Source organism: Pseudomonas sp. FBCC-B545, from assembly GCF_059134095.1.
This window is the reverse complement of the sequence record NZ_CP101441.1, coordinates 5,967,117-5,981,690: the sequence shown is the minus strand read 5'-3', so window position 1 is coordinate 5,981,690 and position 14,574 is coordinate 5,967,117. Positions and strand designations below refer to the sequence as shown.

Here is a 14,574-nt window from a genome sequence, read left to right as displayed (position 1 = left end):
AGCCCCCTCCCACATTTTGATCTTCATGGCACTTGGAACTGTGGGAAGCTTCCGAAAAGCCCGCTTGCGGTCCCGGCCGAGCGCTGCATGGCTTACCCTCTCGACCTCACCTTTCACCCAGGTCGATCCCTATGCCTTGCCTGCGCTCCACCGTGCTGCTCTGTGCGCTCCTGTTGTCGCCGCCGACCTTTGCCGCCACCGTGCTCGAAAACACCCTTTGGCGCATCGAGCTCGACCCTGCCACCCTGGCCCTGCGCGTGACGCCATCAGGCCAGGCCTCGGTGAACGTCTCCAGCGGCATCACTGCCCATAGCGTCAGCCAAGTGCAGAACAGCTCCGACCAGGCCAGCTGGCAATGGGACAGCGGCGCCTATCGCCTGACCGCACGCCTTGAACAGCGCGACCTGGCCTTGACCATCAACGCCAGTCAGCCTGGCGAGTTGCCGCTGCTGCGCCAGCCCGCCGAAGCCATGGGCCAAGGCTTGCTCTGGCCCTTGGCCGAAGGGCATTACGTACCCGCCGGCAATGCCATATGGCAGGCTTTCCTGCTGGAGCAGGGCGCGCTCAATACCACCCAGGACCTGAGCCTGCCGTTATGGGGCATGGATCATGGCGCCTTTACGCTTAACTGGCTGTTGACCAACCCCTACAACAATCGCCTCCAATGGCAGGCGGACGGCAAAGGCCTGGCGCTGTCCCTGGCCCATGAGTTCACCACGCTGGATCCCAGCGCACCGATGACGTTACGCCTGCACCTGGGCGACGCCAACCCCTTGGCCGGGGCCAGGCGCTACCGCCAGTGGCTGGTAGAGCAGGGCAAATATGAGCCGTTGGCGGACAAGCTGCGCCAGACCCCCGAGGCCGAAAAACTGGTGGGTGCCAGCCATGCCTACCTGTGGGGCAATAACCTGCTGGCGCTGGACGATGTGCGTGATTGGCCGAAGCTGGTCGAGCGGCTGCGCGGTCATGCGCTTGCTGCCCTGTTGGATAAGGAAGCGGCCAAGGTGCTGGCGCAGACCACGGCGTTGAGTCGTTATGAGCAGGCGGCGCTGTTGCGTGGCCTTAACGCCGCAATCAACAAGCAGGCGCGCCAGGCGTGGCAAGTCGAGGAGCCGGACATGACGCGACTCGCCGCCCGCTATGGTGAACTGCGCCAGGAGCTGGCGACAGCATTCGCCGGAGCCTTGGGCGGCAGCCCTGAAACCTGGGGCAGCAAGACTATCCAAGGCCTGCGCGATGCCGGCCTGCCTCGTCTGCTGTTGACCCTGGGCGAAGGCTGGGAAGGCGGCCTCTGGCATCCCGAAGCGATTCGCGCAGGTGTCGACGCGGGATTCCTGATCGCGCCCTACGATTCCTACGAAACCGCTTTGTCCGCGGCCGAGAACCCGGACTGGACTACGGCCCACCAGGGCGACCAGGCTTACCGCAACTGCGCAATCATGCTCAAGGACGGCAAGCTGAAAACCGGCTTCCAGCAGTCCGGCCACTACACCGACCCCCGCTGCGTGCGGCCGTTACTGGAGGCGCGGGTGCGGGCCGTGCAGGCCAAGGCCGGCTTCAACGCCTGGTTCCTCGACGCCTATGCCACCGGCATGCTGTTCGACAGCTACCGGGACGGCGCGTCCATGACCCAGGCGCAAAACGCCGCGGGCAATATCGATGCGTCCCGCTGGCTCAACAGCGTGCTCAAGGTACCGGCCGGCTCCGAAGACGGCAACGCCACTACTGCCCAGGGCATTCTGTTTGCCCACGGTATGCAGACGCCGGTCATAGGCTGGGGAGATCGGCAGATGACCCAGGACAAGCAGTCGCCCCACTACCTGGGCAACTGGTTCCCGCCGGAACAACCGACAACGTTCTTCAAGCCGGTGCCGTTGAAAGAACCGTTTCGCACGCTGTATTTCGAGCCGAGCATGCGCCTGCCCTTGTACCAGGCGGTGTTCCACGGTTCAGTGATCACAACCCATCACTGGATGTTCGATAACCTCAAGTTGAGCAATGTGCGGGTTGAGAACGAGTTGACCCAACTGCTCTATAACGTGCCGCCGTTGTATCACCTGAGTGCTGCAACGCTTAAAGAGCGCTTGCCGCTGATTCAACGCCAGGACCGGTTTTTCCGACCGCTGCATCAACGCTTGGCGACCCAGGAGATGACGGATTTTCGCTGGCTGACAGCGGACAAACAGCTGCAGCAAACCACCTTTACCGATGGGACGCGGTTGGTGGCGAATTTTTCGGCCATGGAAAAAGAAGGGTATGCCGGGCGCAGTGTCACAGCGCTGGTGGAAGGTGAAAAACCGGCGGTGTATCAGGTAGATCAGCAACGCCATTGAGACCATCGGGAGCAAGCTCCCTCCCACATTTAAATGTGGGAGGGGCGGTGCGACGGTTCGACTTGCCCCCGATAGCGTCAGACCAGGCAATAAATCACTTAAGACCGTCGCCACACACTCGCCAACCAAGGCTGCTGCTCACGAGGCAACCCGGCCGGGCGGTAGTAATGCTCCAGCTCTTCAAACCCCGCCTCAGCCAGCAATGCCCGCCATGCCTCCAGGTCGTGATAGGACCCATACCGCTGCCCATTCCAACCTTCCTGGTTGTCACCCCTGGGGTTGGAACTGAACAACACGCCGCCGGGCTTCAGCGTGCCATGCAGTTGCTTGAGAACCCGTGGCAGTTCCTGCTTGGGAATATGAAACAGCACCGCGTTGGCAAACACCCCATCGAAGCGTTGGGCGGGCAGGTCCAGCTTGAGAAAATCCTGCTGCAACACTTCGCAGCCACTGTCGTCCCGCGCCATCTGCGCGAAACGCTCGGAGCCATCCAGCCCCACGGCGATATGCCCCATGCGCGTAAAAGTCTGCAAATCCCGCCCCGGCCCGCAGCCGAAATCAAGTACGGTAAACGGCGGCGTGCCCTGGATATGCCGCAGCAGCGCGTCGATGTTCTGGCTCACATCGTGATCGCGGGTGCCTTCGCGGAAGTCTTCGGCCACCTTGTTGTAATGGCCGAGGGTGGTGGCGGTGATCTGGTTGAGGTCGTCGGGTTCGAGTTTCATGACATGGCGCACGGCTGCGGCTGAGGTTGGTGAACTATACCTCAGCGCTTGTTCAACACCCGCGCCAATCGATCACCACCCAACTGGATCACCGCCACCAGGACCACCAACAGCACAATCACCGTCAGCATGATCTGCGTATCGAAGCGCTGGTAGCCATAACGATAGGCAATGTCGCCCAAGCCACCGGCGCCAATTGCCCCCGCCATCGCCGATGAGTTGATCATGGTCACCAGGGTGATGGTGAAGCCGCCGACGATCCCCGGCAGCGCTTCCGGCAACAGCACGTGCCAGATGATGTGCCAGCGTCGGCAACCCATGGCCTGCGCGGCTTCGATCAGGCCGTGGTCGACTTCGCGCAGGCTGACTTCGGCGATGCGTGCAAAGAACGGCGTGGCGGCGATAGTCAGCGGCACCACGGCTGCCCACACGCCATAGGTGGTGCCGACGATCAGCCGGGTAAAGGGGATCAGCGCCACCATCAGAATCAGGAACGGAATGGAGCGGAACAAGTTCACGAACGCCCCCAGCACGCGGTTCAGGGCTGGCGCCTGATAGATGCCGCCCTTGTCGCTGGTGACCAGGAACACCGCCAGGGGAATCCCTACCAGCAAGGCGATCAGCGATGACACGCCGACCATTAACAGAGTGTCGATGGCGCCCTGCACTAAACGATCAAACCACATAACCCAGCACCTCCACCTGTTGCGCCCAATTGCTGGCGCGGTTGCGCAGTTCTTCGGCGTTGTGCGGCGAGCCATTCACCGCCAGCAGCAATTGCCCCAGGGCGTGCCCCTGGATGCGCTCCACGCCGCCTTGCAACAAGCGCACGCGCCCGCCGAGGGCGCTGAACAGAGCGGCGAGGTCCGGCTCATCACTATCGCTGCCTGTGAACTGCAAGCGCAGCACCAGCGCCGCGCCCGCCGAGGATTGTGTGGGTTGCAGGCGGCTTTGCAATTCAGGCGGCAAGCCGTGTTGCAGCGGTGCGAGCAGGGTCTTGCTGACCTCATGCATGGGGTTGCCGAACACTTGCCACACCGGCCCTTGCTCGACGATTCGCCCGTGTTCCAGCACCACCACGCGGTCGCAGATTTCGCGGATTACCGCCATCTCGTGGGTGATCAGCACGATGGTCAGGCCCAGGCGTTGGTTGATCTCGCGCAGCAGGCCGAGGATCGATTGGGTGGTTTCCGGGTCGAGGGCCGAGGTGGCTTCGTCGCACAGCAGAATCTCGGGGTCGTGCACCAGCGCGCGGGCAATGCCAACGCGCTGTTTCTGCCCGCCAGAGAGCTGCGCCGGATAGGCGGTGTGCTTGTCCTGCAAACCCACCAGCTCCAACAGCTCACGCACCTTTTGCTCACGTTGGGGCTTGGGTACGCCGGCTACCTTGAGCGGCAACTCGACGTTCTGCCACACGGTCTTGGCCGACATCAGGTTGAAGTGCTGGAAGATCATGCCGATGCGCCGCCGCAGCGCCACCAGGTGGTCTTCGTCGAAGCCGCCGATGTCGACTTGATCAATCAGCACCCGCCCACTGCTGGGTTGCTCCAGGCGGTTGATGGTGCGGATCAGCGATGACTTGCCGGCGCCGCTGCGGCCGATGATGCCGAACACTTCGCCACGCTGGATCGCCAGGTCGATGCCTTGCAGGGCGTGTACCGTGCCGTCGTAGGTCTTGCCCAGGTTGATAAAACGCACATGGGCGCGGTTGAGGTCCGGGTGCAGTTCAGTCTGCTCGGCGTCCCTGGGCGCATGGCCCAGGTCACGCAGTTGGGCGTTGGCGGCGGTCATTTTTTATCTTCCCAACCGACTTGGTAGAGCTTGCCGAGGGATTTATCCAGCGCCGCACGCACCACTGGCGAGTGCTGGTAGATGTCGACGAACTTGATTACCCGAGGGTCGGTTTTGCTCTTGGGTTGGATGACGAACTGGATCACGTATTCCGGATGGTCGAGGCCGTCAAATAGCAGCGCCGACTCTGCATCGAAGGTCTTTGACAGGCGGATATACGCGGGATATCCCTGCACCAGGTCGGCATCGTCATAGGCGCGCACCAGTTGTACGGCTTCCACTTGCAGGATCTTGATCTTCTTCGGGTTGCTGACGATATCTTCTTCGGTGGCCTTGTAGCCCACCCCCGGCTTGAGCGTGATCAACCCGGCCTTGGCCAGCAGTTGCAGGCCGCGCCCGCTGTTGATCGGGTCGTTGGCAATCGCCACGCTGGCGCCCTCGGGCAGATCGTTAATGCTTTTGTACTTTTTCGAGTACAGCCCGATGTTATTGATGATGCCCGGCGCATAGGGCACCAGGTCAAAGCCGGCGGCGGCCTTGGCGTTTTCCAGGAAGGGGATGTGCTGGAAGTAGTTCACGTCGATATCGCCTGCCGCCAGGCTGACGTTGGGAGCGATCCAGTCGGTGAACTCCACCAGCTCGACTTTCAGGCCTTGTTTGCCGGCCTCTTCTACGGCCGCTTCCAGGGGAATGGCGAAGGCGGCGGTGGTGCCGATTTTCAGTGGCGCATCGGCGCCGAATACTACCGAGCTGAACAACCCGAAGGCCAGGGCCAGTGCTTTGACTGGGTGGGTGAGCAGTATCTTTTTCATAATCAATTTCCAGTCATAAGATATTGGTACAAACAATGGAGATCCAATGTGGGAGGGGCTTGCCCCCGATAGCGGTGTGTCAGCAAACCAATCCGGTGACTGATCCACCGCAATCGGGGGCAAGCCCCCTCCCACATGTTTGATCAGTGGCGGTAGGTGGCGCCGGTGTGTTGTTCGGGTAGTCGAGCGGCGCCGTGGAAAACCTTTTCCCGCAACGTGCCCTGCTCATAGGCGGTTTTGTACGAGCCACGTCGCTGCAACTCCGGTATCACCATGTCGATGAAATCCACATAGCTCTCCGGCGTGACAATGCGCGTCAGGTTGAAACCATCCAGCCCGGTTTCGCTGATCCAGGATTCCAGTTCATCCGCCACCTGTTCAGGCGAGCCCACCAAGGTGATATAGCGCCCACCCAGGGCATGCTGGTCGAGCAATTTGCGCCGGGTCCAGTCGTTGTTTTGCAGGTTCTTGGTGGCCGACTGGATTGCGTTGCTCTTTACGTACTGGATGGGCTCGTCCAGTTCGTATTGGGAGAAATCAATCGCCGTCGAGGCCGAGAAATGCGCCACGCCGGCTTCCGCGCTGGCGTAGCTGAGGTACTCGGCATGCTTGCGCCAGGCCAACGCTTCGGTGGCGCCCACGATCACATTGAGGCCCATGAATACCTTAATGTCGTCCGGGTTGCGCCCCGCCTCCACCGCGCTGGCGCGCACCTTATCCACCTGAGTTTTGGTCGAGGCCTTGTTCTGCCCGCTGATAAACACGCACTCGGCATGCCGCCCGGCGAACAACAAACCACGCTCGGAACTGCCGGCCTGAAACAGCACCGGCGTACGCTGCGGCGACGGCTCGCAGAGGTGATAACCCTCTACCTGATAGAACTCGCCGTGGTGCTCCACCTTGTGCACCTTGCCCGGTTGCGCATACACCCGCGCCTGTGGATCGTTGAGCACCGCATCGTCTTCCCAACTGCCCTCCCAGAGTTTGTACAGCACTTCCAGGTACTCATCGGCCTGGTCGTAGCGCCGGTCATGCTCGACCTGTTCGTTGAGGCCCATGGCCTTGGCAGCGCTGTCGAGGTAGCCGGTGACGATGTTCCAGCCGACCCGGCCACGGCTCAGGTGATCCAGCGTGGACATGCGTCGGGCGAACAGATAAGGCGGCTCGTAGGTGAGGTTGGCGGTCAGGCCAAAACCCAGGTTGCGGGTGACGGCGGCCATGGCCGAGACCAGCAGCAACGGGTCGTTGACCGGCAGTTGGATCGACTCCTTGAGCGGCACGTCAATCGAGTTCTGATACACGTCGTAGACACCGACGATGTCGGCGATAAACAAACCATCGAACAACCCGCGTTCGAGGATCTGCGCCAGCTCGGTCCAGTATTCGAGGGTCTTGTACTGGGTCGAGTTGTCCCGTGGGTGAGTCCACAGGCCGTGGTTGATATGCCCGATGCAGTTCATGTTGAAGGCATTGAGCAGGATCTTCTTTTTGCTCATCAGATGGTCCCCCGCAGCGGCGGGTTTTCATCGTTGAGGTAGTAGTTGCCCACGGCGTGGTACTTCCAGCGCACCGGGTCGTGCAGGGTGTGCACCCGGGCGTTGCGCCAGTGGCGGTCCAGGCCATGTTCAGCGAGCGTCGCCTGGCTGCCGGCCAGTTCGAACAAGGTGCTGCCGGCCGCCAGGGAGATCTCGGTGCTCAAGGCGCGCACTTCGGCCACGGCAATGGAAGCAGCGGCGACGGTCTGGGCATTGCTGTCAGCCTGGGCGCGGTCGAGGAATTCCCCAGAGCGCTCCAGCAAGGCCTCGGCAGCGTGCAACCGAATACTCAAGTGGCCGAAGCTTTTGAGGGTCAGCGGGTCTTCGGTGGCTTTGTCGTTGCCGGAATCGATCCAGGGACGGGTCTTGGTGCGCACAAAGTGCAGCGCGTCTTCAAAGGCGGCGCGGGCAATGCCGGTGTCGATGGCCGCGTGGAGGATCTGCGCCAGCGGGCCGACGGTGGTCGGGCGCTCGAAGGCGCTCTGGAACGGGATCACATCCTGCGCTGCGACCCACACGTTGTCGAACACAACCGAGCCGCTGCCGGTGGTGCGCTGGCCGAAGCCGCTCCAGTCGTCGATCACCGTTAGGCCCGCGCTATCACGGGGCACGAAGGCCAGCTGCTGGATGCCATTTTCATCCACCACCGAGGTGGGGATGCGTTGCGCATAGATGGCTCCAGTGGCGTAGAACTTGCGCCCGTTGATGCGAAAACCATCGCCGTCGCGGGTGAGGCTGGTCACGCGGTCATGGGCGGTCTTGGTGCCCAGCTCTGCCAAGGCATTGCCAAAGCGCTGGCCGGCCAGCACCTCGGCGTACAGGCGCTGCTGTTGTTCGAGGCTGCCGTTTACGCGCAGTACTTCGAGGGCGTAGAAATGGTTCTGCGGGATCTGGCCCAAGGAGCCATCGGCCTGGGCAATCAGCGCGATGACCTTGGCCAGGGTCACGTTGGACACGCCCGCGCCGCCGTAGGCCTTGGGCACGCTGATGCCCCACAGGCCGGAGCGGGAAAACACGTCCAGTTCGGGCAATGGCAGGCGCCGTTCACGGTCGCGTTGGGCGCTGTCGCGGCGCAAGTCATCAGCGAGGTCGCTGGCGACAATAAGGGCGTGTTCGTCGCTGGTGATAACCGCGACGTGGTGAGAAAGGGTCATGAGTTTCTCCAGAAGCTCGTGGAAAAAGTGTTCTGGTCGGTTAAATCCAGGAGTGACGCGCCGGTAAAGTGCCGTTCAAGCGATAGGCGCCGATAGCGTGGTACTTCCAGCGCACCGGGTCGTGCAGGGTGTGCACCCGGGCGTTGCGCCAGTGACGGTCGAGGTTGAATTCGGCGAGGGTGGCGCGGCTGCCGGCCAGTTCGAAGAGCTTCTCGGTGACCAGCAATGACACTTCAGTGGTCAGCACTTTCGCTTCGGCCACCGCGATTGACGCACGCGCGGCAGATTGCGCGGTGATTGGCGCGGCGCTGACGTCGTCGAGCACCTGGCCCGCCTTGCGCAGCAGCGCTTCGGCGGCGTGCAGTTCGATCTTCAATCTGCCGATATCGGCGATCACATACAGGTCGTCGCTGGCCCGTTCGACCTTGGCGTCGATCCAGGGGCGCGAACGCTCACGCACGAAGGCGATGGTGTCGTCCAGGGCCCCACGGGCGATGCCGGCGTCGATGGCGGCCTGGATCAACTGCGACACGGCACCCTGGATGTTCGGGCTTTCGCCCAGGCGCCAGTTGTCGATAACCAGCTCCGGATCCACCGGCACCCGGTCGAGCAGCACGGTGCCGCTGGCGGTGGTGCGTTGGCCAAAACCCGACCAGTCATCGATGATGCGCAGCCCTTCGCTGCCGCGCCTTATGAACGCCATGACTTGCTTGCCGTCATCGTTCAGCGCCTTGATCGCGACCCAGTGGGCAAACAGCGCGCCAGTGGAGTAGAACTTCTGGCCGCTGACCACCAACCCGTTACCTTCGGCCGTGAGGCGCGCCTTGAGCTCCAGGGTGTTTTTGGTGCCGCGTTCCGGGCCGCCGTTGCCGATGCGCCAGCCGTCGAGCACGCTCTGGAACAGCTGCTTTTTCTGGCGCTCGGTGGCGGTGTTCTGCAACACCTGCAGGATGCCGAAATGGTTCTGCGGAATCTGCCCGAGGGCCGGGTCGGCCGCGCTGATGATCGCGAACACTTCGGCCAGGGTCACGAACGACACCTGCGGGCCACCGTATTCGCGGGGAATAGAAATACTGCCCAAGCCGCTGCGGGTGAATTGTTCGAGCTGTGCCCACGGCAGTTTGCGTTGCTGGTCGCGCTTGGCGGCCTGCAAGCGTGCAGCCTGGGCCAGCTCGTGGGCGGCGCTCAGCGCCTGGGCGTCGTCGCGCAGCACCGTGGCTGGCAACAGCAGGGGGGCTACGTCCAGATCACTCTGGGTGGGTGTTAGAGCCAAGTTAGACATCAGCGCCGCTCCTTGGCTGCACGCAATGCCCTGGCGTTATGCACCGGGGTAATTCTGACCATACCGACCTCGCATTCAATGAAATAAAAACTGAAAAATCAGGAATGTCCGGTGGTCCGGTGCATATACCCTAAGCGTGTTAATTCGTTAAATAAACTAACTTTTAGGAATATGCATAGAAGGGCTGTCACCCCGGTTCACAAGGTGAGCCGAAACGACGCGGTTGATAGCCTGGCGCGGGGGAGGCAGACCGGGTCGGTGCTGCCGATGCACAGGCGGCGATACGCAAAGTGCGGGCGGGTGCCCAGCGGGAATTATTACCGACGCGATCAAGGATGCAGTAGGTGACGTCTAACCGGCAGTCGTCGCCCGCTTCGATAATCACCTGGGAGGGCACCCACACCTGTACCGCCAGACCTACGTTCCTGGCTTGGATTTTCGGCAGGTCCAGACGTACGTCACCCCAGCGCAGGGTAATGGCATCGCCGCTGCTCATGTTCAAGTAAGGCTCGATCGTCAGCGGAATGCCGCGTCGTACCTGGCAGCTGTTGACGCCATAGCGGCGGATGGTTTCAGGCAGGCCCACGGGGGCGAGGTTCTGGTTTTCATCACCCCTTTCGTGGTTCAGAAGAGACGAGGGCAGGCCGCCGGGGTAGTTGGTCTTGACCCGCACCAGGGTCGCGGCCGAGCGCATGGGCCCATGGCCGATCTGCAGGACCTGGTAATGGACGCGCGCGGGGCCGTCCTGCACAAAGCTCTCCGGTACCCACAGGTGGGTGAACGTGCCGATCTTGCCAGCGGTCACCTTGCGCGAGGCGGCGAAGCAGTTGTTCCAGAACAGTTCGATCAGGTCGCCTTCTTCCATGCCTGGGTAGGGTGAAATATCGACTTGCAAGTGCGTAGAGGCCAGGGCGCTGATGCCGCTTCCAATCGCTTGGGGCAACTTGGGGGCAGTGAGCGTGGCCGGGGTTTGGGTGTGTGTCATCAGTAATCTCCTTGATGCAGCCAGCAGCAATCGTTCCGAGCCCCCGGCGCACAGGCGCAAGGCGGTTCGAAAGGAACGATTCAGTCAGTAGCCGGGATAGGATCCAATCCTCAAGGCGCTAGATAAGAGGGTTGGCCGCAGAGCGTCAATGGAGGCAAAAGGCTAAACGGCGGGTTTGAAGATATTCAGAAGGGTCTGACGGGGAGGGGGATTTTAAGCTCGTTACGGCGGGGTATTTTAAGCGCTGGAACGGTAACCCGTTGTAGGAGCGAGCTTGCTTGCGAGGAACGTCAACGATAACGCGGTGAATCAGATTGACCGAGTTGCCTGGGCGTTTTTCACGAGCAAGCTCGCTCCTACAGGGGGTGGGTCAATGGGCGAGGAATTTGCTGAGAAACTGTCTGGTTCGCTCTTCCTTGGGGTTGGCGAACAACGCCTTGGCTTCGCCCTGTTCGACGATCACGCCCTTGTCGAAAAAAATCACCCGGTTGGCCACATCCCGGGCAAAGCTCATCTCGTGGGTAACGATGACCATGGTGCGGTTTTCTTCGGCCAGGCTGCGGATGGTCGCCAGCACTTCGCCCACCAGTTCCGGGTCAAGGGCCGAGGTGGGCTCGTCGAACAGAATCACCTCCGGCTCCATGGCCAGCGCCCTGGCGATCGCCACGCGCTGTTGCTGGCCGCCGGACAACCGCCGTGGATAGGACGCTTCCTTGCCTGCCAGGCCGACCCTGGCCAGTAGCTTGCGCCCCAGCTCGGTCGCCGCTTCCCGCGGCATCTTCTTGACCACGATCGGCCCTTCGATGACGTTTTCCAGCGCGGTGCGGTGCGGGAACAGGTTGAAGTTCTGGAACACGAAGCCCACATGCTGGCGCAGGCGCCGCACCAAGCCCTGTTGCTGGTTAAGCGGCTTGCTGCCGTCGATCTCGATGTCACCGACCTTGATGCGGCCGCTGGTGGGTTCTTCGAGGAAATTCAGGCAGCGCAGGAAGGTGGTCTTGCCGGAACCGCTGGGACCAATGATGGCGACTACTTCGCCTTCCTTGACCTCAAGGTCGATGCCGTTGAGCACCACCTGGCCGTTGAATTGCTTGGTCAGTTTTTCAACCACGATCATGCTTCAAGACTCCAGGTCATGCCGGTTGACCCGGTCTTCCAGACGGTTTTGCAGATGCGCCAGGATACTTGCCAGGATCCAGTAGATCAGGGCCGCGGACAGATACATGGTGAAAATTTCGAAGGTACGCGCCGACACCAGTTGGGCCTGGCGGAACAGCTCTGGCACCTGGATGGTGGCGGCCAGCGCAGTGTCCTTGACCAGCGAGATAAAGCTGTTGCCCAGGGGCGGCAGGGCTGTACGCATGGCCTGTGGCAGGATGGCCCGGCGCAGGGTCTGCGCACGGGTCATGCCGATACTGGCAGCGGCTTCCCACTGGCCACGCTCGATGGAGGCGATGGCGGCCCGCAGGATTTCACAGGCGTAGGCGGCCATGTTCAGCGAAAAGCCGATCATGGCCGCCGGGATCGGATCCAGCTCGATGCCCACTTGCGGCAACCCGTAGTAGATCAGGAACAGCTGCACCAGCAACGGCGTGCCGCGAAAGAACGACACGTAGACCCTGGCCGTCCAGCTGAGCAATTTGAAGCGCGACAGGCGCATCAGCGCCAGGCCGAAGCCCAGCAGCAAGCCGAAAAACATCCCGCCAAGGCTGAGGATTACCGTGTAGTACGCGCCCTTGAGCAGAAAGGGCGCGGAGTCCAGCGCGAGTTGGAAACCTGCTTCCATTATTGAGTGACGTCAGCGTTGAAGTACTTCTCGGACAGCTTCTTCAAGGTGCCGTCGGCGCGCAGTTTGTCGAGGGCCGTGTTCACCGCGTCGAGCAGTTCAGGCTCGCCTTTGCGCAGGGCAATCCCCGACTCCTGGCGTGAGAAGGCGTTGCCGGCTGCGGCGGTGTCCTTGGCTTTCTTGGCGTATTCCAGGGCGGCCAGGCGGTCGATCAGGATCGCGTCGATACGGCCGATGCGCAGGTCCTGGAACTTGGTCGGGTCATCGTTATAGGTCTTGATAATGGCTTTAGGCTGGTTGTCCTTGAGCCATTGTTCGTAGTTGGTGCCCAGGCCTACGCCGACTTTTTTGCCGGCCAGGTCGTCGGCAGTCTTGATGGTGTCGACGTTCTTCGCCAGGGTCAGCGCCTGGATACCGGAAACGGTATAGGGCTTGGAGAAGTCGTACTTCTTCTTGCGCTCTTCGGAGATGGTCACTTGGTTGACCACGGCGTCCAGGCGCTTGGATTCCAGGGCGGCGAGGATGCCGTCCCATGGCGTCGCTTGCAGCTTGACCTTGACGCCCAACTCTTTGGCCAGGGCTTCGGACAACTCCACCTCGAACCCGCTGAGCTTGCCGCTTTCATCGACGAAGCTGAAGGGCGGGTAGGTGCCTTCCAGGCCGATCTTGATCTCGCCGGCCTTCTTGATGTTGCCCAACTGCTCGCCGGCAACCGCCTGGCCCAGCCAGCCAGCGCCAAGCGCCAGGCCCAATGTGCCAATCAGCAGCGTGCGACGCAATACAGAAATAGTCATGGAGAGCCCCTGTGTTTTTATGGTGAGCGAAGCAGGTGACGCGGTAGTCGTATCCTGCCTTAAAGCGCGGTGCGCGTCTTCGCCTGCGGCGCGATGATAAAGCGGGTTTTTAAGACTTGAAAATAATAAAAAATTAATTTCATATGCTATTTTTGACTATGAAGACTATCCAATGTGGGAGGGGGCTTGCCCCCGATAGCGGTGTATCAGTCATCTCATCTGTACCTGACACTCCGCCATCGGGGGCAAGCCCTCTCCCACATTTTGGTCTGTGTCCATTTAGTTGAAGGCTGAATTGTAGGCAAACAACGCCGGCGCCCCACCGGTATGCAGGAAAATGATTGGCCCTTCTTCAAGGCGCTGACGCCCGATGCCGTCCAGCAACCCGGCCATGGCCTTGCCGGTATACACCGGGTCCAGCAGCAGACCTTCCTGTCTGGCTAAAAGTTTGATCGCGGATAGAGTGCCGGCGTTTGGCTCGCCATAACAGGGGCCGAAATACTCGTCCCACAGGATCACTTTGAAGGCTTCGGGCAGATTCATGCCGAGCAACTCGGCGGTGCGTTCGGCCAGGCCCTGCACCTTGGGGAACTGCGCTTCTTCGGTGCGCGACACCGTAATGCCGATCACCGGCAACTGCGGCTGCACTTCGCTCAACGCCAAGGCCAGGCCACTGTGGGTACCGGCGCTGCCTGAGGCGAGCACCACGGCGGCGAATTCAATTCCACTTTCTTCAATCTGCGCAGCCAACTCCAGCCCGGCACGCACATAGCCCAAGGCGCCGAGGGCATTGGAGCCGCCGATCGGCACCAGGTACGGTTTCTTGCCATTGCTGCGCAGGCGGTCGGCGAGGGCGATGAGCTGGTCGTCGGCGTTGTCGAGGTTTTCCACCAATTCCACTTTGGCGTCGAACAGGTCCAGCAGCAGGCGGTTGCCATTGCCCAGGTAGTTGAGGTTTTCGGTGCCGGTGGGGTTTTCCAGCAGGGCGACGCAACCCAGACCAAGCTTGGCAGCCAGCGCGGCGGTCTGGCGTACGTGATTGGATTGAATGGCGCCGGCGGTGACCAGGGTGTCTGCGCCCTGGGCGATGGCGTCGGCTGCCAGGTATTCGAGTTTGCGCAGCTTGTTGCCGCCCATGGCCAACGGTGTGGTGTCATCGCGTTTGACGTAGATGTCCCTGCCCAGCCAGGCCGACAGCCGCTCGAGCTTTTCCAAAGCGGTAGCACCGCCCAGCAGTTCCAGACGGTTAAAACGGTCAAGCTGTTGTTTGATCATGGCTACGCACGGTGACTGAGTGATGTGGGGGACTATAGGCAGGCACTTTTCATCGGGCAACCGCCAATTGCTTATGAACAATAGTTCTTAGTCTCATACCAT

The 14,574-nt window shown here is 61.4% G+C and carries 13 protein-coding genes; 1 reads left to right on the top strand and 12 read right to left on the bottom strand.

Translation table 11 applies throughout. From position 1 onward, the window contains the following. Window positions 1-131: 131 nt before the first annotated feature. Window positions 132-2,333 carry a glycoside hydrolase gene (locus NMB39_RS27500; protein WP_494339813.1) on the top strand — a complete coding sequence of 734 codons (2,202 nt, stop codon included), beginning with the start codon at window positions 132-134 and terminating at the stop codon, window positions 2,331-2,333. A 98-nt stretch (window positions 2,334-2,431) separates the two neighbouring features. On the opposite strand, the gene NMB39_RS27495 is transcribed toward NMB39_RS27500, so the two are convergent. The 12 genes from NMB39_RS27495 to NMB39_RS27440 all read right to left on the bottom strand — a co-directional run bounded on the left by NMB39_RS27495 (window position 2,432) and on the right by NMB39_RS27440 (window position 14,472). Then, complete coding sequence (locus tag NMB39_RS27495; protein ID WP_494339814.1) at window positions 2,432-3,058, bottom strand: class I SAM-dependent methyltransferase; 627 nt, start codon at window positions 3,056-3,058, stop codon at window positions 2,432-2,434. A 41-nt stretch (window positions 3,059-3,099) separates the two neighbouring features. Continuing rightward, window positions 3,100-3,744, bottom strand: coding sequence for a methionine ABC transporter permease (locus NMB39_RS27490; protein WP_034117212.1), 645 nt, complete (start codon window positions 3,742-3,744; stop codon window positions 3,100-3,102). After that, window positions 3,734-4,849, bottom strand: a complete 1,116-nt coding sequence (locus NMB39_RS27485) for a methionine ABC transporter ATP-binding protein (protein ID WP_057024778.1) — start codon at window positions 4,847-4,849, stop codon at window positions 3,734-3,736. Before NMB39_RS27485 ends, NMB39_RS27490 begins: the two co-directional genes overlap by 11 nt. Then, window positions 4,846-5,661, bottom strand: a complete 816-nt coding sequence (locus NMB39_RS27480; protein ID WP_057024777.1) for a MetQ/NlpA family ABC transporter substrate-binding protein — start codon at window positions 5,659-5,661, stop codon at window positions 4,846-4,848. Before NMB39_RS27480 ends, NMB39_RS27485 begins: the two co-directional genes overlap by 4 nt. A 143-nt stretch (window positions 5,662-5,804) precedes the next feature. Beyond that, window positions 5,805-7,157: an LLM class flavin-dependent oxidoreductase gene (locus NMB39_RS27475; protein WP_494339815.1), complete on the bottom strand. Its 1,353-nt coding sequence runs from the start codon at window positions 7,155-7,157 to the stop codon at window positions 5,805-5,807. Beyond that, window positions 7,157-8,350, bottom strand: coding sequence for an SfnB family sulfur acquisition oxidoreductase (locus NMB39_RS27470; protein WP_057024775.1), 1,194 nt, complete (start codon window positions 8,348-8,350; stop codon window positions 7,157-7,159). Before NMB39_RS27470 ends, NMB39_RS27475 begins: the two co-directional genes overlap by 1 nt. 40 nt (window positions 8,351-8,390) lie before the next feature. Continuing rightward, a complete protein-coding gene (locus NMB39_RS27465; protein WP_494339816.1) occupies window positions 8,391-9,632 on the bottom strand; it encodes an SfnB family sulfur acquisition oxidoreductase in 1,242 nt (413 codons plus the stop codon). Window positions 9,633-9,819: 187 nt separating this feature from the next. Next, window positions 9,820-10,617 carry a hypothetical protein gene (locus NMB39_RS27460; RefSeq protein ID WP_057024773.1) on the bottom strand — a complete coding sequence of 266 codons (798 nt, stop codon included), beginning with the start codon at window positions 10,615-10,617 and terminating at the stop codon, window positions 9,820-9,822. A gap of 370 nt (window positions 10,618-10,987) precedes the next feature. Further along, on the bottom strand, window positions 10,988-11,734 hold the full coding sequence (gene tcyN, locus NMB39_RS27455; RefSeq protein ID WP_057024772.1) for an L-cystine ABC transporter ATP-binding protein TcyN: 747 nt from the start codon (window positions 11,732-11,734) through the stop codon (window positions 10,988-10,990). 3 nt (window positions 11,735-11,737) lie between these two features. Beyond that, complete coding sequence (gene tcyL / locus NMB39_RS27450; protein ID WP_003187646.1) at window positions 11,738-12,403, bottom strand: cystine ABC transporter permease; 666 nt, start codon at window positions 12,401-12,403, stop codon at window positions 11,738-11,740. After that, complete coding sequence (gene tcyJ / locus NMB39_RS27445) at window positions 12,403-13,197, bottom strand: cystine ABC transporter substrate-binding protein (protein WP_494339817.1); 795 nt, start codon at window positions 13,195-13,197, stop codon at window positions 12,403-12,405. The genes tcyL and tcyJ overlap by 1 nt, the downstream gene beginning before the upstream one ends. A gap of 279 nt (window positions 13,198-13,476) precedes the next feature. Next, window positions 13,477-14,472: a D-cysteine desulfhydrase gene (locus NMB39_RS27440; RefSeq protein ID WP_057024771.1), complete on the bottom strand. Its 996-nt coding sequence runs from the start codon at window positions 14,470-14,472 to the stop codon at window positions 13,477-13,479. Window positions 14,473-14,574: the final 102 nt, after the last annotated feature.

Bases quoted from the DNA above. Each gene is read 5' to 3' on its own strand.
- NMB39_RS27500 (WP_494339813.1), top strand. From the start codon at position 132: ATGCCTTGCCTGCGCTCCACCGTGCTGCTCTGTGCGCTCCTGTTGTCG.
- NMB39_RS27495 (WP_494339814.1), bottom strand. From the start codon at position 3,058: ATGAAACTCGAACCCGACGACCTCAACCAGATCACCGCCACCACCCTC.
- NMB39_RS27490 (WP_034117212.1), bottom strand. From the start codon at position 3,744: ATGTGGTTTGATCGTTTAGTGCAGGGCGCCATCGACACTCTGTTAATG.
- NMB39_RS27485 (WP_057024778.1), bottom strand. From the start codon at position 4,849: ATGACCGCCGCCAACGCCCAACTGCGTGACCTGGGCCATGCGCCCAGG.
- NMB39_RS27480 (WP_057024777.1), bottom strand. From the start codon at position 5,661: ATGAAAAAGATACTGCTCACCCACCCAGTCAAAGCACTGGCCCTGGCC.
- NMB39_RS27475 (WP_494339815.1), bottom strand. From the start codon at position 7,157: ATGAGCAAAAAGAAGATCCTGCTCAATGCCTTCAACATGAACTGCATC.
- NMB39_RS27470 (WP_057024775.1), bottom strand. From the start codon at position 8,350: ATGACCCTTTCTCACCACGTCGCGGTTATCACCAGCGACGAACACGCC.
- NMB39_RS27465 (WP_494339816.1), bottom strand. From the start codon at position 9,632: ATGTCTAACTTGGCTCTAACACCCACCCAGAGTGATCTGGACGTAGCC.
- NMB39_RS27460 (WP_057024773.1), bottom strand. From the start codon at position 10,617: ATGACACACACCCAAACCCCGGCCACGCTCACTGCCCCCAAGTTGCCC.
- tcyN (WP_057024772.1), bottom strand. From the start codon at position 11,734: ATGATCGTGGTTGAAAAACTGACCAAGCAATTCAACGGCCAGGTGGTG.
- tcyL (WP_003187646.1), bottom strand. From the start codon at position 12,403: ATGGAAGCAGGTTTCCAACTCGCGCTGGACTCCGCGCCCTTTCTGCTC.
- tcyJ (WP_494339817.1), bottom strand. From the start codon at position 13,197: ATGACTATTTCTGTATTGCGTCGCACGCTGCTGATTGGCACATTGGGC.
- NMB39_RS27440 (WP_057024771.1), bottom strand. From the start codon at position 14,472: ATGATCAAACAACAGCTTGACCGTTTTAACCGTCTGGAACTGCTGGGC.